A 25,055-nucleotide genomic window follows, 5' to 3' on the forward strand; every position below is an offset into this window, starting at 1 on the left:
TTCGCCAAGCCAAGGTCCGGGCGGCCGCCCGGACCTTGGCTCAATCGCTCTAATCCCACGAAATCTCTCTCGTGTAGATACAAGGGGGGTGCCTCGCACCTGCGCTTGCTAGGGACCCCCATTCTTGCAAAACAAGCATGCTTTGCTAGAAAGACCTGGGGCGGGTGGCATCGTGAGAGAACCTCATGTTTGCCGATATCATCAGACCGATCACCTTGAGTTTTTCGCTGCTGCGGCGGTTCTGGCCGCAACTCGTGGCACTCGTGCTGGCCGGCGTGCTGGTCGGCGATCTCCTCATGCAGCTCGCGGCGAAGGTGGCGCTGGCCAATCACTTCGCCGGGCTGGCGATGCTGACGCTGGTGGCGCTGGCGCAGCTGGTGGTGACGGTGGCGATGTTCCATGTGTTGCGCCCCGGCCTGCCGCATGTGCTGGCCGCGCAGCGCAGCGCGGACAAGGCCGCAACCACCGAGGCGCAAGCCGTCAAGGAGCCGGGTGCTGTGGACCGGCGCGGCTCGCGGCTGGTGCGGATGATCACCATCGCGCTGCTGCCGTTCTTCGCCTATTACGCGGCCTGGGGATTTCTGGGCGACATCGTTCGCCAATATTCGCGCGCCACGCTCGACCAGGCCGATTTCGGCCAGAGCGCCAATGTGCTCGACGTGCTCGATTCGCGCTGGCTGCTGGTCTCGGTGGCGGTGTCCTGGCTGATCCACCGGCTGGCCAAATTCATGCAGACGAAAACGAAAGCCGCCTCGTTCTGGCAGATCGTCGTGGTGATCTGCGAGACCAACTGGATCTTCGTTGGCCTCTATGTGATCAGCCGCTGGAAGGACTCGGCGCTGCAATGGCTGATGAGCCGCAATTTCTGGTCGGCCCTGCAGGCCTCAGTGGACGGGCTGGCGAACCCGGTGCCGATGGCCTCGGCCGCCCCCATGGTGCCGGTCGAGTCGATCGCGCCATCGACGGTTGCCGTCAACCTGTTCTTCTTCATGTTGCTGCCGCTGATCTGGCTGGTGATGGCGGCGCTGATCTATGGCTATGACGTGCGCGACGATGCCGCCCTGATGCGCGTGCACGGCCGGCTGGAGCGCGCCGGCCGGCGCTATGTCGGCCTGCCGAAATTCCTGCGTGATTTCGTCGAGCATTTCATCGCGGGTTACCGCTCGCGCTATCTGCCGATCGCCAACGGGGTTCGGCTGACAGTCAGCTCCAGTCTGGTGCTTTTGTGCACGCTGGTCGTCGGCTACCGCTTGCTCGACTGGGGCGCTGCCTGGCTATGGCTGGGCACGACGCGGCTGATCGGTCCGCACGAGCTCGACGTCTGGCAGATTTTTTCGCATGGCGTGACGCTGCTGTTCGGCAGCCCGTTCCAGGATTCCTCCACCGGCATCCTGATCGAGCCGCTGCGCATATGCTTTCTCGCCGCCGTGCTGGAGACAGCGTTTTCGATGGCGAAGCGGGCGGGGAAGTGAATTCTCTCCGTTTACGGGGAGAAGGACGCTCACTTCGGCGGCCTCTGAAAGCGCAGGAACCACGGCCGCTCGCTGCCCAATCCGACAGCCGGGCGGATGGTCTTGATGGCGTCCTCGGGCACGATGAAGGTTTCGCCCACGGTGATGATTTCGCCCTTCTTGGCGCCGGAGAAGATCGCCGAGGTGCAGTTCATCACGCCGTCCGGCAGGCCGACGCCGGAGATGAAGTCGGACAGCCAGCGGCGCCCGGCGGCGTCGGTCAGTATCACCTTGCAGCCCAGCCACTGTTTTTGCAGATCGGGGTCGCCAACCGTTACCGCAAAGGTGGCGATGACGGCGAAGGCGTGGTCGGGCAAGCGGCCGGCCTTGCCGCCGCGCAGATCGGCCAGCCGCCACTCGCTGCCGCCGAATGGCACGGACTGGCCGAACTCGACATCCCTGGCGATGAGGTCGTCGCCGTGCAGCCATTCACGGACGCTGTCATAGCTGGTCTCGGCCAGCGTCAGCGGCAGCAGGATAGCGAGCGCGGCAAGACCGCGCCGGCGCCATTTTTTCTCGGTCTCTCGGCCTTCGTCGGCGGCTGGTTCGAGATCGGTCGAAACTGCGGTCATGCCTTTGCCTTGGTCTTGCTCAGTGTTGAGAGTTTCGAGCGCAAACTGCGCTGCGGAATTGCTTTGGGTTCAAGCTGGGTTACTCTGAAACGATTGAGCTCCCTGCATCGGAGAACAAAATTTGCAGAGTCCCGAACCGTTTCAGATTTCCGCGACGGATTTCTGGCTCCTGAGCCACCGGACTGACTCTGCTCTGCCCGGGTACCTGGTGCTTGGTTCCAAGCTGCCGACCAACAACCTCTTGGAACTGCCGCAAGCGGCTCTGGCCGAATTGGGCCCATTGCTTGCGGAAGCTCAGAAGGCATTGACGTCGCGGCTGCGGCCTAACCGGCTCTACATCAGTCGCTACGGCCATTCTCCGGGTCATTCGTTCCATTTTCACCTGATACCTGTCTATGACTGGGTCGAACGGCTCTTCTGGTCCGACCATCGATATCGATCCTTGAACAGTTCACTGATGCGTCAAGCGAACCGGGCACCGATGGCGCGGAACTCACGCTGTTTATTTGGAGGGAATTTTGTGAGCGGGCCGATCCACCCCCTGTCGAAGGTCCTTCTGTTGCGGAAGTGATTGCATTGCTGCGCCAGGTCATGGGCAGTTAGGCTTGCGCGCCCCTTCCTACAGTCGCGCATCAAGATCGTATTGCGGCAAGACATCCGCTGGCTGGCCATCGGCGCCGGTCGGCACCGCGTCGAGGCTGATGCGGGCCTGGGCGTCGAGCGGGCCGAACCGGCGCCCGGCGACCAGCAGGCTGGCGCCGGGGATCTGGTCGGGCGGCATCTCGAAGATGAACAGGCCGCGTCTTTCCAACCCCGGATCAATGGAATGCGGCGGCATGTCCTGGCGGTAGCCCAGCCGTTCGCTCTGGTGGTAGCGCAGGCCGGTCGGGCCTTGCCAGGTGCCGTCGGCGACCGTGGTGGAGGTGCTGGTGGCGGTGAGACTGGTCGTCACCACCGCCCACAGGCCGCTGGTCGTCAAAAGCTTCTCCTGGCCGAACTGGTCGCTCTTCAGCGTGCGGGCAAAGACCACTCTGTCGAGGCGGACAGCGAAGCTGCGCGCCCGCACCGTGTCGTGGACGGCGCCGTCGACCGGGATCGGTGCGGTGAGCTCGGCATAATGCGGCTTCGACACCTGCATGCCGTAGCTCAGCGCCACGGTGGTGGCGAGGATCAGGAGATTGCCGATGGCCCGGATATTCATGAGCCGCCTTTCCGTGAGTCTGCCACGGGCAGGTCGACGACGGGCAAGGTGACGGTGCCGAGCCGAGTGGGATTGAACCAGCCGGGCGTCCCGTAAAGGTTGTCGCGCGGCTTGAAGATCTCGGCGATGATGCCGAAGCTGAGATTTGCCGGCACGATGGCGTCGCCGGCAAGCGGCCAGACATAGGCCATGCGTTCGGTCATGCCGGGATGCAGTTCCGGCGTCAGAGTCGAATCACGGGTCAGCGCGATCATCGGCAGGCCGTCGAGCAGAGCGAGTCCGTCCGGCGTGAAGACATTGAAATAGGCCTTGTCGGATTGCGCCGTGCGATTGGTCAGGTCGACCTCCAGCACCAGCGCCTTCTGGCCTGGTTTCAGCGGCACGCCATAGACCTTGGCGCGGCTGACATATGCACGCACCGGCTTGAGATGCCAACGCCCGGCATCGATGCCGGCATCGGGCGGCAATTGCGGCGGGGCGTGGGGGGGCAGGGCGCCGAACGCGCCCATCAGGCCGGCGACGAACAGGGCGGCGATGGTTCCCGCGCCGGCCGTTATCCAGGTTTGAAATTTTAAGCGGGCAGTCTTGAACATTCCAAACTATGCACGTCGACGATCAGCCACCCCTGCGCAGTCTAGAAAGAAAAAATTGCTGATGGAACCCGCAAATGGCTGGTCCAGCCTCACGCTGCTTCGCGCGCCCATAGAAGATGGCCATGGCGACGAAAATACCGCGCCACCAGCCGCTGTTGCTTGGCCCTGATCAGGTCGGGCAGGCGCCGCTCCGGGCGCCAGCGCGGTATGTTGCGCCAGCAGGCTATGAAGCGGACGGCGTCCTCGATGGCCTCCTCCGCCGAGAGGGCCGGGCCAATCGCGGCCAGGAACAGCGCCTCCGACGGTTTCAACGCGTCGATCACCGCCTTGCGCCTGACGTGATCCTGACGGGCGTGGGCGATGCCGTTGCGGCGGATGGCTTCGAAGGCTTCAAGCAGGGCCAGGCTGTCGCCGGCGTAACCGCAGGAACGGGCAAAATCGGCGGCAAGGGCGTCCATTATCGCTCCCGGGTTTGATGCAATGGGCGGGTTCGTGCTCCGACTCACATTTGCATATCCAGCGTGAAAGCATAACTCAAATTACCTTAGAAGAAAAACTTCTGGGAAAGTTTGAAAACTGCGACTCGACTCCGGGCGCAAAACACAGGAATATGCGAACAAATCAGGAACAAAGACGAGGCAGGGGCGATGGCATTGCCGGGCAGGGAACCAACAATGGCGCATGTCGCCTCGATCTCGGTCGAGTGCGCGGATTGCGGCCGCAACCGTTGGTGGCGGCCCGATCAGTTGAAGCGGTTCGGCGTGACGAGGAACACGCCGCTTGCCGCTCTGTCGGGCCGCATCGTCTGCTCGGCCTGCCGTGCCGACGGACTGCCGGGGGCGACCGTTACGATCCAGGCGGCCTTCATCGACGAGCGCCAGCGCGTGCGTAGCGAAGCGCAGATGCTGAGCGATCGCGAGGTGCCGCTGGAGGGAGCGCGGCGGGCTTGAGTCTTGTCGAAAGGGTGAACGGCCGGTTCGCGTAAGCGAATTGATCGTGCCAGTGGCACGATCAAAGGCCAGCGAACGCCGGGGCGCTGCGAAGCAGCGGGGACCCGGCAGGTGGATCCTGCGCTACCCGGCCCTTCGCAAGCTCAGGGCGTTCAAGGCTCGAAAAGCCAAGCAATTGGCTTTTCGTCCGCTGTGCGGACCGCCTTTCACCCCCGCAAGGGGAGAAGGCAAGAAGCGCTCCTCAATACCCCAGCAATTCCTTCAGCGAAATCACGCGCCAGACATGTTTGATGGCGTAGCGGTTGAAGGTCAGCGTCTTCGGCGGATTGTATTGCTCGACCACCAACTCGCCCGCCGTGCGTTTGACCAGCTTCTTGATGAAGGCCTTGCCGTTGCGCTCGTTTTCTTCGGGGAAGGTCTCGATCACCACGTGGTCGCCGGGCACCGCGTCGCGGCCGCCGCAATAGATCAGGTCGCCGGGCTCGTAACGCGGCACCATGGAATCCGAGAGCACGTGCAGGGCGAACACCTTCGGCAGGTTGCGCACGCCCGGCGGGCGCTGGACGTAGCCTGCCGGCTCGCCGTTGAAGGTGAAATCGCCATCGTCGCCGCCGACGGCCGCGCCTAGCACCTCGATATCCATCGAACCGGCGGGCAGCGGACCGGCATCGGTGACGATCTCCGCGTCGGCGACCGGTCCGGCATCGTCGAGAAACACGACCTGCCCTTGGCCCAGCGCCACCGGGTCGACGCGCAGGAAGGCGGCGGTCTTCAGGAGGTTCTCGGTCTTGGGCAGATTGCGGCCGGTTTCCCAGTTGCCGACGGCGGCGACATCGGTGTCGTTGTGCTCCGCAATGTGGCGCATGACCAGGCCGCGCTGCTTGCGCGCCTTGCGGATCGCCGCCCCGACCTTGATCGACAGTTCCGTTTTTGCCATGGCGCCCATGTGAGCGATGAAAGCGGCTCTCGTCTATGAAAGAATGGCTTGCATATATTTTCGAGTTATGCTTATATCCGGTCATGCAAAACCTGTCCAGCTTTGATGGCGCCGAGTCGCCGGCCTCACGCGAGGCGCATCCGGCGGTCATAACCGCCGCCCATTCCCTTCCGCCCCGGCCGTCCTCCTCCCCGGCCGGGGTGAAGCCCGAGGCTCAGTGCTTGACTGCACCAGCCTCGGGTCCGGTCCGCCTGTTTCCGGCGACCGGAACGGCCGGAGCCGCCGCTCCCAGCGGCTCCGGTCCCCAATTCGGCCGGCATGGCGCCGGCGCTGTTTTTTCGGCTGGCCGATCCTGCATCCGCACCGAGGACGGCACCGTCATCCTGTTGGACAGGCTAACGGGCAGGGCGGTTTCCGCCCTGGACAGAAACACGGCCGAGGCGCGGCTTTTGCACCTTGCCGGCGGGAAATCGGCCCAATCCGGCTGAGGCTGGCCGGCTGACAGCCGGCTCTTGAAAAACAACCTGACTGCGGCCCGGCCACCGGGTCGAACCTTGACGCTGCCCGACGGCGCGCGGCCGAACTTTGGATGGAGCTGGTATATGGCAAGCTATAGCGACGCGGAATTGCACGAGATCGGCCGCTGGCTGAAGGACGGGCTTTCAGCCTCCAGGATTGCAGTCGCGTTCACCGCGCTGCGTGGCAGTCCGGTGTCGCGCGACGCCATCATCGGCATCGTGCATCGTAACGCCATGCTGGGCGCGATCGGCTTTGCCAATGGCAAGGGGCCGCCGCCGCGAGCCAGACAGGCCGGGGGCAAGCGCGCTGGAAGCAAGCGGGCCGATGGCATGTCGGCGAATGCGACGCCTGCCGTCGGCAAGATGCATGGCGTGCTTGCCGCCAAGGATATCCATGCGCGTGAAGTGGCCCGGCCCAGGCGCGCCCATTCGTTCGTGCGCGAGGCGGGCGTGCTGATCGCCGACGGCGTAGCCTATCGCCTGGAGGTGCCGGCGCCGCCGCGCGCGGCCATCGGCCGGCAGCCGCATGGCGTGGCGATGCGCTTCATCGATTGCCTGTTTTCACGCTGCCGCGCGCCGCTGGATCTGACGGTGGAGGAGGATTCTGAAAACGATGCGCCCGGCAGCCGGCCGGGCGCCGACATGCTGTGCTGCGGCATGCGCACCACGCCGCTGAAAAGCTATTGCACCTATCATCAGGCGCGCTTCCAGCGCCGCGTATTTGTGGCGGGATGAGCCCGCTCCCCCGTTGCTGCGCCAGCCTCCTCATCCGGCCCTTCGGGCCACCTTCTCCCCGCTGGGAGAAGAGGAGGGCACCGACGGTGCAAGTCTCCTCTCCCCTCGGGGTCCGAAGGACGGGCGAGACACGTGGCTCGCCCCGGAATGGTCAGCCGAACGAAGCGGAGGCTGGGTGAGGGGGCTGCCTCGCCGCACAGAGGTGGAGGATCTGAGATGAATCAAGCCCGGAGCAAAATCGCCAGAATCTTACTTCGGCATCTGCCGGCCCTGCTTGGGCGTGCGGCTCTGCATGCTCCTTGCGTCCATCGCCATCGCCGGGTTGCCTTCGGCGATCAATATGCCGGTCACCCGGGCAAAGCCGGTAAACACCTTCATGGCGTCGGCTTCGGAAATCTGCGCGGCGATCGCCGCGCTGCAGGCGTTAAGCGCGCTGCGGTAGACATGGCCGCGTCGCTCCAGCGGCCAGCGCTGCAGAAAATCGGCGGCTTCGCTGACGCTGTCGATCTCTTCGACCTCATCCTCCACCCGCACTTTGAGCGGCACTCCGGTTTTCATCGTACCCACCGCGTTCACCTTCGCTTTGCGCGCGGCTCTGTCTACCGCATCCTTAAACGCGCTCCGCTGGCGGGCGGTTGCATCAATTTTTCGGCTGGCTGGCGATCCTCATGGACTAGCCACCGCGTTCAGCCAGTCATGGGCGCGGCTTTTGGGCCTGGCCACCAGTATGTTCTGTTGCTTGGCCGCCCTGGTGAAGGCGTCGAATGCGATGCGCTGGCAGCAGGTGCCGTCGACGGCGAGCGTAACCAGCCGCGTCGCCTCGAGATAACCAGGTGCTGTCTTGTCGGGCCATTGGTGGCGCAGTGCCTCGGCTGCGCCGGCCACCGAACTGACCAGCATGGTTTTGTTGTCGCAAAAGCGCACGGTAACCGGCATGAAGGCTGTCATCGGCGAACCTCCCCTTGGCATGGACGCGACATAACGTCGAAAAGCTCGCGCCGGTTCCATCTGCCTGGATGCCGGTCGGCAAGGATGCTGGCGCGGCGGCGAAGAGGGCGATGACCTCCGGTTCATTGAAGGCCAAAGGAACAGCGTCCCGCTCCGCTCTGCCGACCACGTGGGAGATGCCCAGCAGGGCAGAGGGCGCGCGAAGGATCGCCACTTGCCGGCCTCCCACCATCCGACCCAACCAGGAGTCTCCCATGAGCAAAAAGACCAAACCCGCAAAACCGCAGGCGCCGAAATTGCCGAAGGGCGAGGCCGAGCAGGTGCGCATACGCCGCGAGGTCGGCCATGATTTCGCGCTCAGGGATGACGCCTTCGGCCGCAAGCGGCTGGCGGCGGGGACGCTGGAGGCTGCCCGTGTCTACGAAGTGTCGAATGACGGCTACGCCGCGACCGGCGGCATCGTGCGGATGCGCGCCATCGATGCGCTTATCGGCATCACCTCGCTGTCGCGCCAGCAGCGCGAGGCAGGCCTGCGCTACCGCGAGGATTTCCGCTGCAGCCAGCAGGCTGATGTCAAGCCGATGCGCTGGACCGAGCGCGTCGACGGTGGCCGCGATGGCGGCGGCATCGCCGACAGCGTGCTCGACGCCGGCAGGGCCTATGCCGTCGCCACAAGAGCGCTAGGCCATTGGGAGGTGGCCGCCGTGGTGCGACAAGTCTGCTGCGCGGACGGTTCCCTCAAGCGCCTGGCCGAGCAGACCGGCGAGGGCCGGAACGTGGTGACGAAGCTGCTGAAGGTGGGGCTGGATTTGTTGGCAGTGCATTACGGGATGATGATGATGAGGCGGTGAGGGGTGAAATGGATCCGACCGGCGATGCCGGCCGGATCCGTGATCAAGCCCGTTCCACAGATTCGCAAGATGTGATGAACAATGCGGACCGGGCGCAGATACCCAGGCGCCTAAAACAAGGCCCTCTCCAATGGCCCCGCCAGTGTCTCGGCAAAGCCCGTCGCCAGGTGGTGCCTGTCACGAAACGCCAGCTTGCCTGATATGACGACGTGGCAGGTGGTCGGGCCGCAGAATTGGTTGGTGAGGTCGATGTAGCGGGTGTCGGGTACGCTGGTCACCACGGCGCGCTCGGCGGCGGCGGTGCTGTCGTTGGCGGCGTCCGCCCTTGGCGTATCGCAGTGCGGCGAGGGGGCTTCGCGCCACCACAGGGTGCGCGCCACGCAGGAGCCGGCGAAGCTGGCGTTGATCGGCGTGTCGCGGATAACAGCCGTCTCGACACCGGCCCGGCTGAAGGCCTGCAAGGTCGAGCGCAGGCCGGCCTGCCAGCGCGCTACTTCGGCGGTGCGTTCGGCGGCGGGCAGGTCGCGGGTCAGATTGCCGATGGAAAATTCGGAGATCACCACCAGGCGCGGCTTGCGGCGGATGATCTCTGATATGGCCTGCTCGCGCCAGGCGTCGCATTCGGTGTAGTCGCGCTTCAGCACGGTGTTGAAGGTGGAGAGCCGCGAGGCGCGGCACGATGATTTAAGATAGGTGATGACCTTTGTGTCGTTGCGCTTGGCCGCCTCGATCAGCGGCGTCGACCACTGGTCGGCGTGCGAATCGCCGAACAGCACGATGGTGCGGGTGGCATCGGCCGGGCCGAACATGCAGGGTTTCGGCGTCACCGTTTGGAAGTCGGCCAGGCAGTTCTTGTCGACGGCCCGCGCGATGGAAGGTCTTTCGACCGCCTGCTCGATGCCGCGCTGCTCGGGGCCGATATTGCGCGTGGCCAGATGCGCGTTGGCATAGGCGACCGCCACGCCGGTGCCGGTCAGCATCAGCGCGGGAACCAGCACAAGGCCGGGAAAAGCGCGGAGCGGTTTTGCGTCTGGAATGACCCTGGGAAAGGCGCGGGCGCCCACCGCCATCCAGGCGCCGCGCCGCGCCGGGTCTTCGATCAAATGATAGGTGAGCACCGACAGCGCGAGCGCCAGCACGCCACAGCCAAGGCGCTGCGGCACGGAAAGGTCCGGCGCCAGCATCCCGGCATAGACGATGACCGGCCAATGCCAGAGATAGAGCGAATAGGAGAGCGTGCCGATCCATTGCAAGGGCGGCAGGGACAAAGCGGTAGCCGGGCCAAGGGCTTGCCAGCCGGTCCGTCTATTGGTCTGCGACCCGCCGACGCCGCTCAGCAGCACCAGCACGGTGCCCGCTACCGGCAGCAACGCGTACCAGCCGGGGAAGGGCAGGTCCTCACTCAACAGGAGATAGGCGGTCGCGATCAGCGCCAGGCCGAGCCAGCCAAGTGCGGCCCGCAGCCAGATGCGGTGCTGCAGCAAAGCCATGGGGACCAGCGTCGCCAGGCCGCCGGCAGCGAACTCCCAGGCGCGCAGCGGCGAGAAATAGAAGGCCCAGGCCGGCGCCGCGCTGGTCAGCCACTGGCAGGCGGCGAAGGAGGCAAGGCCGGCAACGCCGATCACGGCTGCGGCCGTTCGCCGGCCCGGCCGCAGCCAGGCGGCCAGCAGAAGCAGCGCCGGCCAGGCCAGATAGAACTGCTCCTCCACCGACAACGACCAGAAGTGGATGAAGGGATTGCTGGTGGCGTCGGCGGCGAAATAGTCGAACGACCAGCGCAGCAGCCACAGATTGATGGCATAGGCGGAGGCGAACATGGCGCCGCGCGAATAGAGCGCCTGCTCCTGCGGCGCCAGGATGAAGTAGCCGGCGGCCAGCGTAACCAGGATGACGAACAAAGCTGCCGGCAGAAGCCGCCGCGCGCGCCTGGCATAGAAGCGCCAAAGGTCGAGCCGGCCGGTCTCGCCGATCTCCTGCATGAGGTGGGTTGTTATCAGCCAGCCCGAGATGACGAAGAAGATGTCGACGCCGGCAAAGCCGCCGGGGAGCGAGGTGAGGCCGAAATGGTAGGCGACGACACCGCCGACAGCGAGCGCGCGCAATCCTTGTATGTCCGACCGGAACGATGCTGCCACGACGGCTCCTTCGTGCAAGGCCCAGCCCCTGCGCAACGTCGGCCGGGCAGGCTGATATCGCAATGCAACAAATTTATCGCAGTGCAACATAAAACAATTTTGTCGCAGTGCAACATAGCAGGAATGGAAATGGGCCGGCGCGCCGGCCGGGCTTGATCGTGGCGTGGCGGGCTTGGCCGCGCGCCCTGCGGCAGACGCAAAACAGCCCCGCGAAGGGGCTGTTTCTCATCGGTTCGCCGGATTGCTACTTGCTGCCGCCGTTCGCTTTCACGCTGCTGCAGAATTCCGGATGGCTGTTGGCCGCAGTGGCGTCCTTCGCCTCGTCCTCGCAGGCCTTCATCATCGCGGTCTGGTCGTCCGGCGTAAGGGCCTTCCAGGCTTTAACGAAGTCGTCGTTGCTGACCATCGTCTTCATGCCGCTATCGGTGTAGAAGGGCTGCATCTTGGCCGGATCGTCGAGAGCCGACGTGCCGGTGTCGCCTGCCGCAAGCGCGGAGCCGGCAACCATCGAGAGCGTCATCGCGCCGAAACAGATCATCTTGATGTTCATGGTGTACTCCTCCTGTTGCTTGGGATCGTCGAAGCAACGATCAGTTGGAAAACGACAGGTTTGGGTGAAAGTTCCGGCATTTTTTGCGCAAAAATCCCGAAACGAAGAAAAATATAGTCGAAAAACTTGAAACTTTCCCCGATTTTTCCCGTAGAAAGCGAGTTTAGCGGGTCTCGCGTGCAAGACTGACCACCAGCCGATCGACGCTGGGGTCGTCGAGACTGACGATATGGGCCATCAGCATCGCTCGCCTCATGCTGATCCTGGTGACGTCCTGCCGCATGATGACCGACACAAAGGCCGGCCCCGATCCGGTGAGGACGATCGCCCTGCCGACCAGAACTGGTTCGGAGATGGGCGCCCACTGTACGGTCATGATCGAGGGCTCGCTTGTCTGGCGGCGGTTGATGCCTGTGAAATAGATCCAGTTCAGGCGCGAGATCGCCACGCCGTAATGGTTGCCGGGCATCCTCGAACCACCCTGGCCATCGACCGGAGCCCAGCGCGTTACCCGCCTGAAGGTGACGAGATCGGCCTCACGCCGCACGAAGGTGACCGAGCGCATCAAAAAATCGGGTCGGCCGGGGATCGAAAAATAGGTGAAATAGGTGCCTCCGGCGATGGCGGGCGACGGCGGCCGCACCATGTTCTCGTACAGTGACTCGCGCAGCGTTGCATTGCTGTCGCCCTTGGCTGCCGCGGCGGCCGGCTCACGATACAACTCATCCTCGTCGATCTTGAAATAGTCGCAGATCAGCCTGGCGGTGGCTTTGTTGGGAACCGCCTTGCCTTGCAGATAGCGCTCGAACTGGGTGCGGTTGATGCCAAGCTCACGGCACACCGCGCTGACGGAAGCGTGGCGTTGGACCAGCCGCCTGAGATTGGCGGCGAGATTCTCGCGGATTGGCACGACATCTCCCCGACAGACGTACGGACCAGTATTCAAGCGATAGCTTATATACACTTGCATGACGTAGCGAGGGTGCGAAGATGGACCTTTGTCCAATAGGGCGAGGATCCCGTGGCGCGTAGACTGTACGATTTTGACAGTCCGGCTATGCAAGCCCCGCAAATGGGCGTATTTCGGTGGCAAGAGCGACCTCAGATCGGCCTCTCGACATCCTGCAATGGAGGGCGGTTTGGATCATACCGGCCTGGTCGAGCTTCTGGACTACACACAAGCGCAATTGACGAAGATCCGCCAGGCGGTCGCGGCAAGCGAGCACGCCGGTGCCATGTTCACCATCGACTGCCTTGTCGGAGCGGCGGCCGAGCAGACGAAGTGCAAGCTTGCAAGTCTGGAGCATGCCGGCTTGCCGGTCGGCAGGGATGGGCCGATTGGCCGAGGCGCATTTGAAGGCGGTGCGGCGCTGCCCGGCAAAGCGACATCGGGCAAGCCGGATGCCGGCGGCGACCGCTCCTGATCAGGGCGCGCCGATCTCGCCGATCAGCCTTGCATATTCGGCCTCGGCTTCGCCGTAACTGCCATTGGCAAGTTCCAGCAGCCCGGCGCGGTCACGAATGACGATCTCGCCCCGACGCGAGCGGATCAGCGCGCGGCCTTCGAGCAATTGAAGGGCAACGGTGACGCCTGGCCGCCTGACACCAAGCATGATGGCCAGGAATTCGTGCGTGATGGCGAGATGTTCGCCCGGCACGCGGTCGTCGCACATGAGCAGCCATCGCGCCAGCCGCTCCTCGAGCTTCAGCCGCGCGTTGACGAGCGCGGTGCAGCCGGCCTGGGTTTGTAGCGCGTTGATGAAGCGCAGCAGGAACATGCGCATGGTCGCACTTGCCGCCAATGCTGCCTTGAATGCGCCGGCTTCGATGCGGATCGCCTCGCCTTCGAGTTGTACATAACAGGCATGCGGCGCACGGTCGTCGCCCATCACCAGGGAGTATCCCGTCATGCCTTCGAAGCCGATGAAGCCCACTTCGGCCTCTTGGCCGCTCGCCGTGCTGGCGACCACCGAACCGATGCCCTGTTCGATGAAGTAGACGGCCTCGATCGGAATATTCGGGGTCACAAGCATCATGCGTAGCGGCAAGTCGCAGCGCTGCATGTGCGGCTCGAGCAACGCCAGATCATCCGCAGGCATGCGTCGCAGCAGTTGGTTTCGGTATTGATGATTTTTGTTGGGATCAGACATGGCGTGGCCCAATGCAGGGCAAGAGCCATCCAATCTCCCAGCCGTCCGTGCCCGTAAAAACGTGCGGACGATCGCCTATGTATAGGGGCGCAGAACGAATAAAGCTATGAATGCGATGTGAAATTCGAAGCACGGCGCCCCCCAACGCCCGTTCGCATATGAAAAGATCGGCCTGAATGTTAGTGTCGGAAACGTACCAAGCGCCACTTGGTACAAAACCGACATATATCTTGAGAGCGTCGGATCACGGTGAGGGCCAATAAAATCCGCCGGCTAATGACAAAGCGCCATGTCGCGCTGGGCCTGAGAACCGTTCGGCAGACCGGCGGGAGAATTGTACGATCTTACTGTGATGAGGCCGATATTGACTCTTGCTCAGTCCGATTTCATTTTTTGACCGACAGCGTCAAGGAAGTGGTCGCTGCTCCGAAAGGGGCTTCTTATGCCGAGCCTTCATAAGCGCAATCCCGGTTTCCATCCTTCCGATCTGCAGCTGTGCCAGCGCGTCTTCGATCGGGTCTGCCTGGAGCGCAAACTTGACCGCGTGTCGGGGGAGTCGGACGTACAGCGGCTGGCAGCCACAGTGTTTTCGCTGTTTCAGAATGGCTGCCGCAATGAAGGCGAGTTGCTCGAAAGTTTCAGGCGGACCCGCCAATGACCAAGGCCAGGATCACGTCCGCGACACCGGCAGCCAAAAACGAACCTTACGACGCTGCGATCTTCGCCCGGAAATACGGCATGTCGCGGAAGGCCGCGGAGGTCGTGCTGTCCGCGAACGGACCGTCCAGAACGGCTTGTGACGCTGCCGCGCGCTCTTTTATGGAAGCGGTTGCCCGCAGAGCGAAGAGCAGCCATGAACACTGAAGTTGCGAGCGACTGTCGTTTCGCCGCCGACCCGCAGGCGCGTCCAATGCTGCCTTTATTGGACGCCGCGAGGCGTCAGCCTGTCGGCCCTGTCGGACCTGTCACTCCTGAAGCGGCTTGCTGCGCCGTCACGGCAGAGAGTTTCTGCCGTTTGAGCAGAATCGGTTTTTCATAGATCTTCTTCATGTTCATGGCTTCCCTCCGCAAAATTCGATTGCGGGAGCGTCGTCGCCGGCCGCGCTCTTGTCAAGCCGACCTTGTCGAGGGTCGGCCGACCGGGACGAAAATCCACGCTTCAATTCCTGTCGGCCGGCTTGGAACGCATGCGCGAAACCGTCTCGCGCTCGGCGCGCTTGGAGCGCAGCGGCGGCAGGCCGCGGTCGATCAGGTCCATGTCCTCCAGCACCATATCGCCCATGCGCTTGAAGGCGATGTCGAGCGCGCCGGCACGGTGAGCCGAGCGCAGGAAGCCGGGCAGGGTGCGCACCGGATGGTCCCGCGCCAGCGGTTCTTCGGGGAAAACGTCGCTGGCGGCGACGATGTGGCCGCTCTTCACCGCCGCCATCAGCGCCGGGAAGTCGACCACGCCGGCGCGGCTGAGCAGGATGAAGGCGGCGCCCTTGCGCATGCCGGCAAAGGCGTCGGCACCGAGAAAACCCTGGTTCTCGCTGGTCACCGACGCAACGACGAAGATGAAGTCGCTGGTCGACAGCACCTCGTCGAGAGAGGCCGGCTCGACGCCATTGTCGATGAGGATGGATGGCGGCAGCCAGGGATCGAAGACTTTGGTGCGGGTGCGGAAGCCCGACAGCAGCCGGTTGAGCGCCCGGCCGAGATCGCCGAAACCGATGATGCCGACATCGGCGCCGGACAGGAGCCGCGCCGTCTGGTTGCCGTCGCCGCCCCACAGTTCCTGCCCTTGGCGGAAGGCGAGGTCGGCATCGACGATGTCGCGGGCGAGGTTGAGCGCCATGGCAAGGCCAAGCTCCGCGACCGGCTCGGCGAACACCAGGCCGGTGGTGACGACATGGATGCCGCGCGCGAACAATGTCTCGTAGGGCATGTTGTTGATGAGGTTGGTCTCGACATTGAAGACGCAGCGCAGCGCCTTCATCCGGTCGAGCGTTTCGGGCGATATGGGCGGCTGGCCGATGATGTACCGCGCCTCCGCCAGCACGTCGGCCGGCAGTTTCGCGACGCCGTCAGCGGTCGTCTCGAGAATGCGATATTGCGCCTTGAGCCGCCCCAACTGCCGGGCTGTGAAGATCAGGTCGAGCGTGCGTGGTTCCGGCGCACTGATAACCAGCGGCAAGGCGCTGTTGGACATGACTATTCCCTCTGTTCCCGATGGCCAAAATACCCTGGATGAAACGATTTACAACATCGCGTGGGGAGGCGAGACGGGGCGCTGTTGCAAGCGCGTTCAGCACAGCCCTTGGGCAGGACCAAGCGGGGCCAGACGGAACACTAGCCGTCTCTAAAAGTTGATGCTTGCGGCATGTGGTGCCCTCCATCGCCTGCCGAAGATCGGGGCCTCAGATCGGCCCGCGCCTTTCCGCCGAGAGAGCGCGGGCTTACGCCATGCTGGGCGCCCGCCGCCGTCCCAGATGCCGGACCTTGCGGCCGATGATCATCAACTGGCGCGCGGTGTTGTTGCGCAGGCGCCTTGCGCGCCATTCCAGTCCGGTGCCGGCGGTGATCGACTTGGCATAGTAACTCACCCGCATGCCATCCTCATCGGCAGCCACCTTGACCGGGTCGTCATAGAAAGCGTTGATCTTGTCAGCCGCCATGCCTGGTGTTTCGAGCCATCGTGGAATGTGAACCGAATGGAGCTGATCGACGTCGGTCATCACGCGGCCGATGCCGACGCCCGGTGTTGGACACGTCGTGCAGAAGGCATCGCCGATGAAGATGACCCCGTCGCGGCGATGGCCTTGCGTGGTGCTCAGACTGATCTGTCTGACCTCGACAGGACTTGCGATTTCAAAATTTCCGCATCGCGCTGCTATTTCGGGCATCAGTTCGCAGAGCATCTTTTGCGGCTCCTGGCGAAACGCCCGCGTCCACGCTTCGGCCACATTGCGATAGAGGAACATGTTCGCCCGCATCTTGTCGCCGAGGGGAAAGATGCTGATGTAGGCGATACGGTCGGCAGCCCGCCTGCTGTAGCAGGTGACGGACTGATGACCGAAATTACGCGGCGAGATGGCGAGGTCGAATCCCATCGACAGTGAATGCGCCTTCGATTGCTCGATACGCTCGACGCCGACAGCGCGCCGCACCGCCTCGCCGTGGCCGGTTGCCACCACCAGCAGGCGGGCATCGATGACGGCGCCGTCGGCCAGCACAAGCCGCTGCCGGTCCGGTCCAGTCGAGACTTCGGTTACCTTGCCGACCGTCAGCGGCACTTGCGCAGGCAAGGCATCGCGCAGGCCATTGATCAGCGCGCCGTAGGAGAATGTGAATTCAGCCTTCTTCTCATGCGCGAAAAACTGGCCGAGGCGAAAGACATGCGTGTCGGTCGTCGAGGTGACGAGACGCTTGAGTGTCGCATCGAGGCCGAGCTTTTCGAACAGCAGCATCTGATCCATGCCGATCTTCTCGGCCCGGAACTCCTCGTGGTGGACGCGGTGCGGATCGATCAGCGCCACCTTGCGCCCGGCTTTTCCCAACAGCATGGCTAAGGTGGTCCCAGCCATTCCGGCACCGACGATCGCCACATCGACTTCGGCCGGGCAGGCCTCTGAGATACTCATTCTGCTGCCCTTTCTGGTGGCAACTGCACGTTCACAATCTCCGGTAGAAAATATCTTCCGGACCTGAATCAACCGCAAGCAACCGGAGCGCGTGCCTGGTAGTAACCAATGTTTAGGTTAATCGCGGGCCCGCTGCTTCCAGCGCGGTGCGATCGCCGAGCCATCGATGAACTCAAAGCCGCCAGCCTCGTTGAGCGTGTGAAGTTTACGCCCACTCCATAGCGCACCTGGATGCAAGATGGTTTCAACGACCTGCTCCATGCCGATCAAATCAAGGTGAGAAATGCGTGCGATGCCAAGCGCCGCGCCATAGCTCCTGCGGCAGTCCTGAACCGGGCGCAGCAGGCCGTTGCCGCGCCTGACCATGCGGCCGGCCGGCCGCGCCGAGGCGATGTCGATCAGCACGGGATTTTTGGGGTGCGGCGTCCAGGGGCCGCGAAAATCCGGCGCCGACCACAGATGCAGCGCGTCGGAGAAGGCGCCGCCGCCGTCGCGGACGGTGGCGAACAGCCACCAGGCGCCGCCATGCTCGACAAGCGTGGCGTCGCTGGCCACGACACCGGACAGAAGCGTCGCCTCCTTGACCCATCCACCGGGGAAGGCGGTGGCCCGGTAGAGATCGACGGTGCCGTTGGCGCAGCTTTCCGGCACCATCCAGACCTCGCCGTCGCGCTCGAAGACGAAGGGGTAGGAGAGATGGTAGGGCAGATCCAGCACCGGTTCAGGTCGTCCGAGCGGGCCTGCCGGGCCGAAGGGCACGGCGGAGATGATGGCCTTGCCGAGCCGGTGAATATAGTCCTCGACGAACAGGGTCAACTGGCCCTGGTAGAGGATGGGAAACGGATCGGCGTAGAAGCGGCTGCCATCGTCCGGCAGCTCTTGCCATCCCGACGCCGGATGCGCACGCAGGTCGAAAAGATCGCGGCCCCCGGTTTGCCGCCAGCCGACCTTCCAATGCGGCGCGTTGTAGCAAAGGTGATAGATCTTCTGGACGATCCGCCGCGCCAGCGTCTTGCCGGCTCTGACCCCAAGCTTGCCGGCCGAGGGCATTGGCGGCGGGCTGCCTGCCTGCGCCGGCTCTGGCAGATCGGGCACCGACTTTGCCGCGCCTGACATGGCAGCGACGATCAGGCTTGCTGTGCGCGCCAGCATATCCTGGAAGGACGCCAGCGCGATGCCGCCATATTCTGTGCCCAGACGCCCGGCGGCGATCGCAACGCCGTTCTCCTCGATGCGGGCAAGCGGCGTGCGGCCGGCGAGGATCAGGGCCAGCAAGGCCGCTTCCCCGCTGGCGCCGTCATAGGTGACGCGCCAGACCCGTGTGCTTTCCAGCCTGACATCGCCGCAGAGATCGACGACCAGGTCGGGCGAAGCGGGGGACCGCCGATAGGGCGCGAGCGCCGAAAGCGGCACACGCTTGGCTAGTCCATCATGGGCCAGTCCGTGTATCGCCGTTTCGAGTTGAAACAGGGCCGCGGCGCTGCGCGGAATGCCGCCGCCCGCGGGCCTGACATCGACGGACAGTTCGACGTCGCCGAGCGCGGCAAGGCGCTCCAGCAGCGTGAGATGAAAGGCGCGGACGCAGTCGCCGTCCAGGCGTAGACTTATCTGCATGGTGGAGGTCCGAAAAGGCGGTGCCCGGCCTTGCCGGCCAGGCCGGTCCGGTCAAATTGTAACCCCATCTGCATCCGTCTCCGCTACGCTGCGTAGCCAACACCTCGATATGTATATTTTTAAGCAAACCGCGTGCCAAAATTCACGTCACCTCTCAACATAATTAACAATGTTTTAACAGTTGGAGGAATAGCTAGGTTATCGCCGCAAACTGATCTTGCCGGCATATGGAGTATTGTCGGAGGCAGCCATGCAATCATCCCTGCCCATGGTTCCTCAGCAACACTCTCCGGATGCGGCACGCGCGGGATCATACGCAGCTTCGACTGTCGAACTGGGCGACCTGAAGCGCATCCTGGTGCGCCGCCGGTTCTGGATCTTCGGTACCGTTGCACTGCTGACGCTGGTCGCCCTGCTCTACGGCCTTTTCACACCTGCGCTCTACAGCTCGGCGGCGGAAATCCTGATCGATCCGCAGGATCTGCAGGTGGTCACCAACGACGTCAATCCCAGCCGTATCTCACCCGATGGCGGCATCACGCAGGTCGAGAGCCAGGTCAGCGTGGTCCAGTCGACAGGCGTGCTGATGCGGGCGATCGCGGCGACAAACCTGACGCAGGATCCGGAATTCAACGGGCAGGGCTTGCTGTCGCGCCTGCTCGGTTCGGCATCGGCCGAAGGCGACAGGTCGGTGCAGACACTCGACGCGTTGCGCCGGCGCCTGGCGGTGAAGCGGGCCGACAAGGTCCTGGTCCTCGACGTCATCGTCACCGCCAAGAGCGCCGACAAGGCCGCCCTCCTGGCCAACGCCATCGCGCAGGCCTACCTGGTCGACCAGGCGAGCGCGCGCGCGAAAATGGCCAGGGACGCCTCCGAGTCGATCACCGCCCGGCTGGACGAGCAGCGCAAGCGTGTCCAGCAGGCCGAGAATGCCGTCGAGGCCTACAAGTCCGCCAACAACATGGTGATGGCGGCAGGCAATCTGGTCAGCGACCAGGAACTGACCGAGATCAACACGCAGCTTGCGGCGGCGCAGAGCCGCACCGCGGCGCTGAAGGCGCAGGTCGACCAGATGCGCCGCCAGAGCGGCACGGCGGACGCAACCTCGGAAGCGATGCGCTCGGCGGTGATCTCGAGCCTGCGGGCGCAAGAGGCGACGCTGGTCGACCAGGTCTCGCAGCTCGGCACGGAGCTGGGGCCTCGTCATCCTTCGCTGATCGCCGCCCAGCAGCAGCTGCGCGACACGCGCCAGCTGATCGCGCGCGAACTCGGCCGCATCGCCACCGCCACCGAGACGGACTACGAACGGGCGCTGGCCAACCAGCAGGCGCTGGAAGCCAAGGTCGCCGGCATGAAGAGCAAGTCGCTCGACACCGACCAGGCCTCGGTGCGGCTGCGCGAATTGCAGCGCGATCTCGAGGCGCTGCGTTCCGTCTACTCGAACTATCTCCAGCGCGCCCAGGAGACGCGCGAGCAGATCAATGTCGACAGCACCAATGCGCGCATCATCTCCAACGCCATGCCCGCCTTGAAGAAGAGCTGGCCGCCTTTGCCGCTGCTGTTGCTGGGCGCGATATTCGGTGGCCTTGGGCTCGGCACCGGTCTGGCGTTGATCGCCGAATATTCCTCGCCGACGGTGCTTTCCAGCGCGCAGATGCAGTCGGCCATCGACGCGCCGGTGCTGGGCGTGGTGCCGGCAAAGTCGGGCACTGGCCGGCGCTGGTGGCCTTTCGGCGGGGCGCGCGCCGTCGCCTCCAGCCAGAAGACCGACGCCGTCGTCGGCCTTGCACTGAGGCGCATGTTCAGTTCGGGCCAGCGTCCGGCGGACTGGCCGCTGGTGCCTTCCATCCTGGTGACATCGTCGCCGGGCGAGGGCGCGCAGCGCAGCCGGGTGGCGCGGCTGCTGGCCGATGCCGCGGCGTCCAGGGGCAGCCGTGTGCTGTTCATCGATGCCAATGCCGGCGGCGGCGACCAGAAGGATCGGCAGCCGGGAATCCTCGATGTGCTGCGCGGCGAGTATGCCTTCGAGGCCGTCAGCCATTACGCCGCCGGCAGCAATGTCGCCGTGCTGGGCAGGGGCCGCTCAAAGGCGGTCTTCCAGGAAGCGCATGGCATCTATTTTGCGCAGCAGATGCTGGCGCGGGCCAGCCGGAGCTTCGAGCTTGTCGTCATCGACGGCGGCGCGCTGGCCGACAATCTCAATGCCTCGCCGCTGGTCGCCATGGCCGACGAGATCGTACTCGTCGCCACGCTGAACGCCACCCCGATGCGCGACGTCACGACGACCGCGCAGGCGGTTTCCGTGATGGGGCGGTTGCCAACGGCCGCCTTGCTGGTCGACGAGGCCGCCTGATATGGCGGCCAGTTGGAGCGCAAGCGCTTCGAACCATGGTGTTGCCGCACCCCGCGCCGGCACGTCGCTCGATGCGCTGACGCGCTTCGGACTGATCGCGGCGGTAGCGGTGCTGTTCAGCATCTCGGGCGGCATGCTGTGGCTGGTCGGCTACAATTATGATGGCCTGTTCGGCAACCCGGCGACCAAGATCCACCCGTCCACCTATCTCATCGTGCTGCTGCTTGCCTGGCGCTCCTGCACCTTCGGCAATCCGGTCGGCTATCTAGTGCATGTCGCCGATAGGCGTCCGGCCAGCGCGCTGATGGCCGCCATATCGATCGTGCTTCTGTTCGTCGTCATCGCAAGGCAGCGGCCCGGCATGGCCGGCATGATCGATACGTTCGTGGCCGCGGCACTTCTGGTCCTGATGCTCAGCGAGGACGACGAACGGACCTTCGCCGGGCTGCAGACCGTCGTTCACGTGGTCATGACGGCGAATGCGCTGCTTGCCCTTTTCGAGTTCGCCACCAAGACGCTTATCTTCCCCTATCGCCTGGACGGCGTGGCGTTTACCACCGATCTGCGCTCGAGCGCGCTGCAGGGGCATCCGCTTGCCAATGCCATGGTGACGTCGATCTATGTGCTTGCGCTGCTCTCCGGTGCCAGATCCCTGTCGATGCCTGTGCGGATAGGGTTGATCGGCCTGCAATGCGCGGCACTCGTCGCCTTCGGCGGCCGCACGGCGATGGTGACGACGGTGGTGCTAGGCGGCTGCTACCTGCTTTTTCAGGGCACCACCAAATTGCGCCAGGGCCGCGTCAATCTCTTGGGTGCGGCACTCGGCTTCATGCTTGCCGCACTGCTGCCGGTCGTCATCATAGTGGCGGCATATCTGGGCTTTTTCGACGCGCTGCTGGAGCGCTTCGTGTCGGACAGCGGAAGCGCCAATGCCCGCGTCGAGATGTTCGAGCTTTTCAAGCACCTGGAATTGCGCGATCTGATCGTGGGGCCGGATGTCGAGCTGATCGACAGCCTGCGCCGCATCAACGGTCTCGAACAGGGCATCGAGAACCCGATCATCCGCACGGTCCTCTATCAGGGCGCCTTCTTCACCCTTTTGCTGACGTTCGGCTTCGTGCTGTTCCTGTTCGAGGTGGCGCGCCGCTGCCATGCCGGCATCTGGCTGCCGATGCTGGGCTGGGTCATCCTGATCAACACTTCGGAAAGCGTCGCGTCGAAGACGACGCTGCTGACCAAGTTCGTGGTGCTGGCATTGGTGCTTTACCGGCCGGCGCGGGCAGCTTTCAGACCGGTCAGTCCACCGGCATGGTCAGGCCAAGCGCCGCGATGATATCAGGGTCCACCGCCCGGGTGGTATCGTCCATCATGCCCATGCCGTCGAAGAGATCCCACAGTGCCCAGGCGAAGCCGAGTTCCTCGGCGCTCCGCCTGACATCGGCGATGTAGCGCCCGCGATCCGGGTTGGGCGCGGCGACATAGCGGGCGTCGGTGCGCAGCGCGCCGAACTCGCCCATGATGATGTGTTCCGGCGCAAGGCCATGCGCATCTCCCCAGTCGCGAACCTGGCGAAGATACTTGTCGACAAACCAGCGGTTGGGCCGGGCGTCGAAATAGACTTTCAGCACACGCTCGGTCTCGGCATAGGCGGCTTTCTTGGCATCTTCAGGGGTTTCGGTGTCCTGCGCCATGCGCGCCCTGACCGAGGCCAGCGTCTGTTGCAGCGAGCCGGCGGATGCCGGCCACGGCACATTGTTGAGCGACCGGTAGACGGGCTCGCGCATCCAGGGCGCGCCCTGATGGCTGAACAGATAGGGCTCATAGAAGTGAAAGGTGAACAGGATCGGTTCGAAGGGCGACAGCGGTGCCGGATCGAGCGCGGTCAGTCCGCTCACCATCGAGCCGCAGCCTCCGGTGACGACCAGCGGCAGGGTCGCTGCCGATGCCCTTGCCGCCGTCAGAAGCGCGAGCTGAATTTGCAACCAGACGTTCGACGCGCAGGCCTGCGCCGGTTCGTTGACCGGCTCGAGCGCCACCCTGCCGGGCTGGAACCGCGCCAGCCTGCCGGCAAGCTCGCCGACCAGCCCGCGATAGAGATCGAAGGCGGGTGCCACGGTGCTGGAGACCATGCGGTCGGGGTTCCAGTAATGGGTGGCCGCATTGGCCTGGATGTTGACGATGATGCCGAGATCTGCGTCGAGGGTGGCCGTGACAGCCGCGTCCAGTATGTCCAGCAACTTGCCGCGCGTGGCGGCGTCGGCGGCCAGGAAAGGGCCGGGATCAACAGGCAGACGGATGAAATCGAGCCCGGTCCCGCGCAGCCGACGCAGGTCGTCCGGGGTCGGCACCGGCCGTTGCGACTGGAAGGGCGGCCAGTCATAGTCGGTGCGCGGAGCGGGAAATTCGCGCGTCAGCGAGAACCAGGGCCAGGCGTTGACGCCGCGCCGAAATCGCGGCCCGGCGGCTGCGCGAGCGATTGGTGCGACCGGGAGCGAGCCGAGAGCCGCCGCGGTGGACAGCGCCGTCCGCAGCACCCGCCGACGCGACCAGCCTGTCATACGGTTCCTGGCGATGCGTGATCCATCGCGGTGGTCTTGGCGGCAGTCATGCCGAGCAAATGATAGGCCTCATTTTCATAGGCAAGCAGGACATCGTCCCAGCGAAAGGCTTCGCGGGCGCGCGCCCTGGCGGCAACGCTGCAGGCCTTGACCAGGGCATCATCGTCCAGCGCCTGCTGCATCCGCTTGGCGCAACTGTCCTTGTCGGTGAAGTAGATCGCGGCAGCCCCGGCGGTCCATCTGTTGTAGGGATTGTCGTGGGCGATCACCATGTTGCCGGCCGCCAGCGCCTCGACCAGCGAGGGGTTGGTGCCGCCGACCGTGTGGCCATGCAGATAGGCGCGGGCGTGGTATCTGAGCGCCTTGACCGTCGCATGGTCGTAGATGGCGCCCGGCAGGACCACCGAGCCATTCGCCGCCTTGCGGATGGCGGCATGATAGGGGATGTCGTCGGACAGCGTTCCCAGCACCACCAGCTTCATGTCGCGCTTGGCGGAGCAAAAAGCTTCGACGATCGGCAGGATGTTGTTGTCGGGTTCGATGCGCGCGATCGAGATGAGATAGCGCCCGGGCTCGAGGCCGAGCGCCCGCACCGGCGCCTCGGGCGCCGATGCCACTGGATCGGCGCCATAGGCGATGGTGGCGATGGCGCTGCGCGGCCGGCGTGTCGCCAGGTGATCTGCGATGGCGGGATGATCGGCGACCAGCCGATGCGAGGCCCATGCGCCGATCCATTCGTTGACCCAGAACCAGGTTCGCGCCGCCATTCCCCATTTTGGGCGGCGCCACTCGATGCCGTCCATGTTGGTGAAGATCTTGCGTCGCTTCAGCCTGAGCCAGGTCAGGAAGACCGCGCCATTGTAGCCGAGCACCAGGCAAACACCCGGTCGCCGGGCGGCGTCGCGGGCGCATTGCCAGTCGAATTCCAGCGTCGCGCGCGGTCCCTTGGAGGCGACCTGGATGTGAATGAGCTCGATGCCGCGCCAGGTTTCGCTGCGCACCCTCTGGTCGATCCGCTCGACCTCATCTTGGCAATAGACGCCAACTTTCCAACCTCGCCCGACAAGAAACAGCGCCAGTTTTTCGGCAAAGGTTTCAAAGCCGCCATGGGCCGCGGGTATGCCGCGGGTCCCCAGGATCAGAATGGCGGGCGTTTCTGGTTTCATGGCCGGCGGCACTTTCACATGTCTCATATATTAGATATTGCTTAATTTATAATGAGCAGGTGGCAACTTCCGTGCCACCTCCCGATTTCG

The 25,055-nt window shown here is 64.2% G+C and carries 26 protein-coding genes and 1 pseudogene; 10 read left to right on the forward strand and 17 right to left on the reverse strand.

The genetic code is table 11. The features are described 5' to 3' along the window. Positions 1–185: 185 nt before the first annotated feature. Entirely contained in the window at positions 186–1,472 is a 1,287-nt protein-coding gene (locus tag NKH95_RS18105; RefSeq protein ID WP_023813282.1) for a hypothetical protein, read from the forward strand. Between the two features lie 29 nt (positions 1,473–1,501). Here NKH95_RS18105 and NKH95_RS18110 read toward each other — a convergent pair whose 3' ends face one another. Then, the gene (locus tag NKH95_RS18110) at positions 1,502–2,083 is read right to left on the reverse strand and encodes a hypothetical protein (protein WP_023813283.1); all 582 of its coding nucleotides are present in this window, start codon (positions 2,081–2,083) and stop codon (positions 1,502–1,504) included. Between the two features lie 121 nt (positions 2,084–2,204). On the opposite strand from NKH95_RS18110, the pseudogene NKH95_RS18115 reads away from it, so the two are divergent. Next, positions 2,205–2,686, forward strand: a pseudogene (locus NKH95_RS18115) (HIT family protein). A 16-nt stretch (positions 2,687–2,702) separates the two neighbouring features. Here NKH95_RS18115 and NKH95_RS18120 read toward each other — a convergent pair. The 3 genes from NKH95_RS18120 to NKH95_RS18130 form a co-directional block, all read right to left on the reverse strand. Then, positions 2,703–3,284: a hypothetical protein gene (locus NKH95_RS18120; protein WP_352892312.1), complete on the reverse strand. Its 582-nt coding sequence runs from the start codon at positions 3,282–3,284 to the stop codon at positions 2,703–2,705. Continuing rightward, positions 3,281–3,877 carry a hypothetical protein gene (locus NKH95_RS18125; protein WP_128305544.1) on the reverse strand — a complete coding sequence of 199 codons (597 nt, stop codon included), beginning with the start codon at positions 3,875–3,877 and terminating at the stop codon, positions 3,281–3,283. The genes NKH95_RS18120 and NKH95_RS18125 overlap by 4 nt, the downstream gene beginning before the upstream one ends. An 89-nt stretch (positions 3,878–3,966) precedes the next feature. Further along, complete coding sequence (locus tag NKH95_RS18130; protein WP_352892315.1) at positions 3,967–4,335, reverse strand: hypothetical protein; 369 nt, start codon at positions 4,333–4,335, stop codon at positions 3,967–3,969. 189 nt (positions 4,336–4,524) lie between these two features. On the opposite strand from NKH95_RS18130, the gene NKH95_RS18135 reads away from it, so the two are divergent. After that, positions 4,525–4,827, forward strand: a complete 303-nt coding sequence (locus NKH95_RS18135) for a hypothetical protein (protein ID WP_031213614.1) — start codon at positions 4,525–4,527, stop codon at positions 4,825–4,827. Between the two features lie 241 nt (positions 4,828–5,068). Here the strand turns inward: NKH95_RS18135 and NKH95_RS18140 are convergent, their stop codons facing one another. Beyond that, positions 5,069–5,773 carry an XRE family transcriptional regulator gene (locus tag NKH95_RS18140; RefSeq protein WP_023813289.1) on the reverse strand — a complete coding sequence of 235 codons (705 nt, stop codon included), beginning with the start codon at positions 5,771–5,773 and terminating at the stop codon, positions 5,069–5,071. A gap of 212 nt (positions 5,774–5,985) precedes the next feature. Here NKH95_RS18140 and NKH95_RS18145 point away from each other — a divergent pair, with 212 nt between their 5' ends. After that, complete coding sequence (locus NKH95_RS18145) at positions 5,986–6,252, forward strand: hypothetical protein (RefSeq protein WP_245273285.1); 267 nt, start codon at positions 5,986–5,988, stop codon at positions 6,250–6,252. Between the two features lie 114 nt (positions 6,253–6,366). Beyond that, positions 6,367–7,017 carry a GcrA cell cycle regulator gene (locus NKH95_RS18150; protein WP_023813291.1) on the forward strand — a complete coding sequence of 217 codons (651 nt, stop codon included), beginning with the start codon at positions 6,367–6,369 and terminating at the stop codon, positions 7,015–7,017. A 249-nt stretch (positions 7,018–7,266) separates the two neighbouring features. Here the strand turns inward: NKH95_RS18150 and NKH95_RS18155 are convergent, their stop codons facing one another. Further along, positions 7,267–7,575 carry a DUF982 domain-containing protein gene (locus tag NKH95_RS18155; protein ID WP_023813292.1) on the reverse strand — a complete coding sequence of 103 codons (309 nt, stop codon included), beginning with the start codon at positions 7,573–7,575 and terminating at the stop codon, positions 7,267–7,269. Between the two features lie 108 nt (positions 7,576–7,683). Continuing rightward, a complete protein-coding gene (locus NKH95_RS18160) occupies positions 7,684–7,965 on the reverse strand; it encodes a DUF982 domain-containing protein (RefSeq protein ID WP_352551403.1) in 282 nt (93 codons plus the stop codon). Between the two features lie 254 nt (positions 7,966–8,219). Here NKH95_RS18160 and NKH95_RS18165 point away from each other — a divergent pair, with 254 nt between their 5' ends. Then, entirely contained in the window at positions 8,220–8,816 is a 597-nt protein-coding gene (locus NKH95_RS18165) for a DUF6456 domain-containing protein (RefSeq protein WP_352892318.1), read from the forward strand. A gap of 110 nt (positions 8,817–8,926) precedes the next feature. Here the strand turns inward: NKH95_RS18165 and NKH95_RS18170 are convergent, their stop codons facing one another. From NKH95_RS18170 to NKH95_RS18180, 3 genes are all read right to left on the reverse strand, one after another. Next, entirely contained in the window at positions 8,927–10,951 is a 2,025-nt protein-coding gene (locus NKH95_RS18170) for an acyltransferase family protein (RefSeq protein WP_352892320.1), read from the reverse strand. A gap of 244 nt (positions 10,952–11,195) precedes the next feature. Further along, complete coding sequence (locus tag NKH95_RS18175; protein ID WP_023813297.1) at positions 11,196–11,501, reverse strand: hypothetical protein; 306 nt, start codon at positions 11,499–11,501, stop codon at positions 11,196–11,198. A 163-nt stretch (positions 11,502–11,664) separates the two neighbouring features. Next, entirely contained in the window at positions 11,665–12,411 is a 747-nt protein-coding gene (locus NKH95_RS18180) for a helix-turn-helix domain-containing protein (RefSeq protein ID WP_352892323.1), read from the reverse strand. 229 nt (positions 12,412–12,640) lie between these two features. Between NKH95_RS18180 and NKH95_RS18185 the strand changes: the two genes are divergently transcribed. After that, positions 12,641–12,925, forward strand: coding sequence for a hypothetical protein (locus NKH95_RS18185; RefSeq protein ID WP_128305546.1), 285 nt, complete (start codon positions 12,641–12,643; stop codon positions 12,923–12,925). On the opposite strand, the gene NKH95_RS18190 is transcribed toward NKH95_RS18185, so the two are convergent. Beyond that, complete coding sequence (locus NKH95_RS18190; RefSeq protein ID WP_031213618.1) at positions 12,926–13,651, reverse strand: Crp/Fnr family transcriptional regulator; 726 nt, start codon at positions 13,649–13,651, stop codon at positions 12,926–12,928. A 654-nt stretch (positions 13,652–14,305) separates the two neighbouring features. Between NKH95_RS18190 and NKH95_RS18195 the strand changes: the two genes are divergently transcribed. After that, complete coding sequence (locus NKH95_RS18195; protein WP_023813302.1) at positions 14,306–14,515, forward strand: hypothetical protein; 210 nt, start codon at positions 14,306–14,308, stop codon at positions 14,513–14,515. Positions 14,516–14,590: 75 nt separating this feature from the next. On the opposite strand, the gene NKH95_RS18200 is transcribed toward NKH95_RS18195, so the two are convergent. The 4 genes from NKH95_RS18200 to NKH95_RS18215 form a co-directional block, all read right to left on the reverse strand. Next, complete coding sequence (locus NKH95_RS18200; RefSeq protein WP_352632172.1) at positions 14,591–14,707, reverse strand: putative RiPP precursor; 117 nt, start codon at positions 14,705–14,707, stop codon at positions 14,591–14,593. Positions 14,708–14,810: 103 nt separating this feature from the next. Continuing rightward, on the reverse strand, positions 14,811–15,842 hold the full coding sequence (locus NKH95_RS18205; protein ID WP_352892326.1) for a hydroxyacid dehydrogenase: 1,032 nt from the start codon (positions 15,840–15,842) through the stop codon (positions 14,811–14,813). Between the two features lie 247 nt (positions 15,843–16,089). After that, complete coding sequence (locus NKH95_RS18210) at positions 16,090–17,274, reverse strand: FAD-dependent oxidoreductase (protein WP_352892328.1); 1,185 nt, start codon at positions 17,272–17,274, stop codon at positions 16,090–16,092. Positions 17,275–17,391: 117 nt separating this feature from the next. Then, positions 17,392–18,888 carry a glucosamine inositolphosphorylceramide transferase family protein gene (locus tag NKH95_RS18215; protein WP_352892330.1) on the reverse strand — a complete coding sequence of 499 codons (1,497 nt, stop codon included), beginning with the start codon at positions 18,886–18,888 and terminating at the stop codon, positions 17,392–17,394. A 250-nt stretch (positions 18,889–19,138) separates the two neighbouring features. On the opposite strand from NKH95_RS18215, the gene NKH95_RS18220 reads away from it, so the two are divergent. Next, positions 19,139–21,241: a GumC family protein gene (locus NKH95_RS18220; protein WP_352632176.1), complete on the forward strand. Its 2,103-nt coding sequence runs from the start codon at positions 19,139–19,141 to the stop codon at positions 21,239–21,241. Between the two features lies 1 nt (position 21,242). Continuing rightward, on the forward strand, positions 21,243–22,574 hold the full coding sequence (locus tag NKH95_RS18225; RefSeq protein WP_352551383.1) for a VpsF family polysaccharide biosynthesis protein: 1,332 nt from the start codon (positions 21,243–21,245) through the stop codon (positions 22,572–22,574). On the opposite strand, the gene NKH95_RS18230 is transcribed toward NKH95_RS18225, so the two are convergent. Together NKH95_RS18230 and NKH95_RS18235 are read right to left on the reverse strand one after the other, a co-directional pair. Beyond that, the gene (locus NKH95_RS18230; protein ID WP_352892333.1) at positions 22,537–23,799 is read right to left on the reverse strand and encodes a glycoside hydrolase family 5 protein; all 1,263 of its coding nucleotides are present in this window, start codon (positions 23,797–23,799) and stop codon (positions 22,537–22,539) included. The genes NKH95_RS18225 and NKH95_RS18230 overlap by 38 nt on opposite strands. Beyond that, positions 23,796–24,965: a DUF1972 domain-containing protein gene (locus NKH95_RS18235; RefSeq protein ID WP_352776247.1), complete on the reverse strand. Its 1,170-nt coding sequence runs from the start codon at positions 24,963–24,965 to the stop codon at positions 23,796–23,798. The genes NKH95_RS18230 and NKH95_RS18235 overlap by 4 nt, the downstream gene beginning before the upstream one ends. Positions 24,966–25,055: the final 90 nt, after the last annotated feature.

This window comes from Mesorhizobium sp. M0848, assembly GCF_040319805.1.
GTDB lineage: Bacteria > Pseudomonadota > Alphaproteobacteria > Rhizobiales > Rhizobiaceae > Mesorhizobium.

Coding starts and splice junctions, on each gene's coding strand:
- NKH95_RS18190 (WP_031213618.1), bottom strand. CDS start 13,651: ATGTCTGATCCCAACAAAAATCATCAATACCGAAACCAACTGCTGCGA.
- NKH95_RS18155 (WP_023813292.1), bottom strand. CDS start 7,575: ATGAAAACCGGAGTGCCGCTCAAAGTGCGGGTGGAGGATGAGGTCGAA.
- NKH95_RS18230 (WP_352892333.1), bottom strand. CDS start 23,799: ATGACAGGCTGGTCGCGTCGGCGGGTGCTGCGGACGGCGCTGTCCACC.
- NKH95_RS18195 (WP_023813302.1), top strand. CDS start 14,306: ATGACCAAGGCCAGGATCACGTCCGCGACACCGGCAGCCAAAAACGAA.
- NKH95_RS18205 (WP_352892326.1), bottom strand. CDS start 15,842: ATGTCCAACAGCGCCTTGCCGCTGGTTATCAGTGCGCCGGAACCACGC.
- NKH95_RS18125 (WP_128305544.1), bottom strand. CDS start 3,877: ATGTTCAAGACTGCCCGCTTAAAATTTCAAACCTGGATAACGGCCGGC.
- NKH95_RS18220 (WP_352632176.1), top strand. CDS start 19,139: ATGCAATCATCCCTGCCCATGGTTCCTCAGCAACACTCTCCGGATGCG.
- NKH95_RS18165 (WP_352892318.1), top strand. CDS start 8,220: ATGAGCAAAAAGACCAAACCCGCAAAACCGCAGGCGCCGAAATTGCCG.
- NKH95_RS18105 (WP_023813282.1), top strand. CDS start 186: ATGTTTGCCGATATCATCAGACCGATCACCTTGAGTTTTTCGCTGCTG.
- NKH95_RS18110 (WP_023813283.1), bottom strand. CDS start 2,083: ATGACCGCAGTTTCGACCGATCTCGAACCAGCCGCCGACGAAGGCCGA.
- NKH95_RS18210 (WP_352892328.1), bottom strand. CDS start 17,274: ATGAGTATCTCAGAGGCCTGCCCGGCCGAAGTCGATGTGGCGATCGTC.
- NKH95_RS18175 (WP_023813297.1), bottom strand. CDS start 11,501: ATGAACATCAAGATGATCTGTTTCGGCGCGATGACGCTCTCGATGGTT.
- NKH95_RS18150 (WP_023813291.1), top strand. CDS start 6,367: ATGGCAAGCTATAGCGACGCGGAATTGCACGAGATCGGCCGCTGGCTG.
- NKH95_RS18130 (WP_352892315.1), bottom strand. CDS start 4,335: ATGGACGCCCTTGCCGCCGATTTTGCCCGTTCCTGCGGTTACGCCGGC.
- NKH95_RS18215 (WP_352892330.1), bottom strand. CDS start 18,888: ATGCAGATAAGTCTACGCCTGGACGGCGACTGCGTCCGCGCCTTTCAT.
- NKH95_RS18140 (WP_023813289.1), bottom strand. CDS start 5,773: ATGGGCGCCATGGCAAAAACGGAACTGTCGATCAAGGTCGGGGCGGCG.
- NKH95_RS18235 (WP_352776247.1), bottom strand. CDS start 24,965: ATGAAACCAGAAACGCCCGCCATTCTGATCCTGGGGACCCGCGGCATA.
- NKH95_RS18135 (WP_031213614.1), top strand. CDS start 4,525: ATGGCATTGCCGGGCAGGGAACCAACAATGGCGCATGTCGCCTCGATC.
- NKH95_RS18200 (WP_352632172.1), bottom strand. CDS start 14,707: ATGAACATGAAGAAGATCTATGAAAAACCGATTCTGCTCAAACGGCAG.
- NKH95_RS18160 (WP_352551403.1), bottom strand. CDS start 7,965: ATGACAGCCTTCATGCCGGTTACCGTGCGCTTTTGCGACAACAAAACC.
- NKH95_RS18225 (WP_352551383.1), top strand. CDS start 21,243: ATGGCGGCCAGTTGGAGCGCAAGCGCTTCGAACCATGGTGTTGCCGCA.
- NKH95_RS18120 (WP_352892312.1), bottom strand. CDS start 3,284: ATGAATATCCGGGCCATCGGCAATCTCCTGATCCTCGCCACCACCGTG.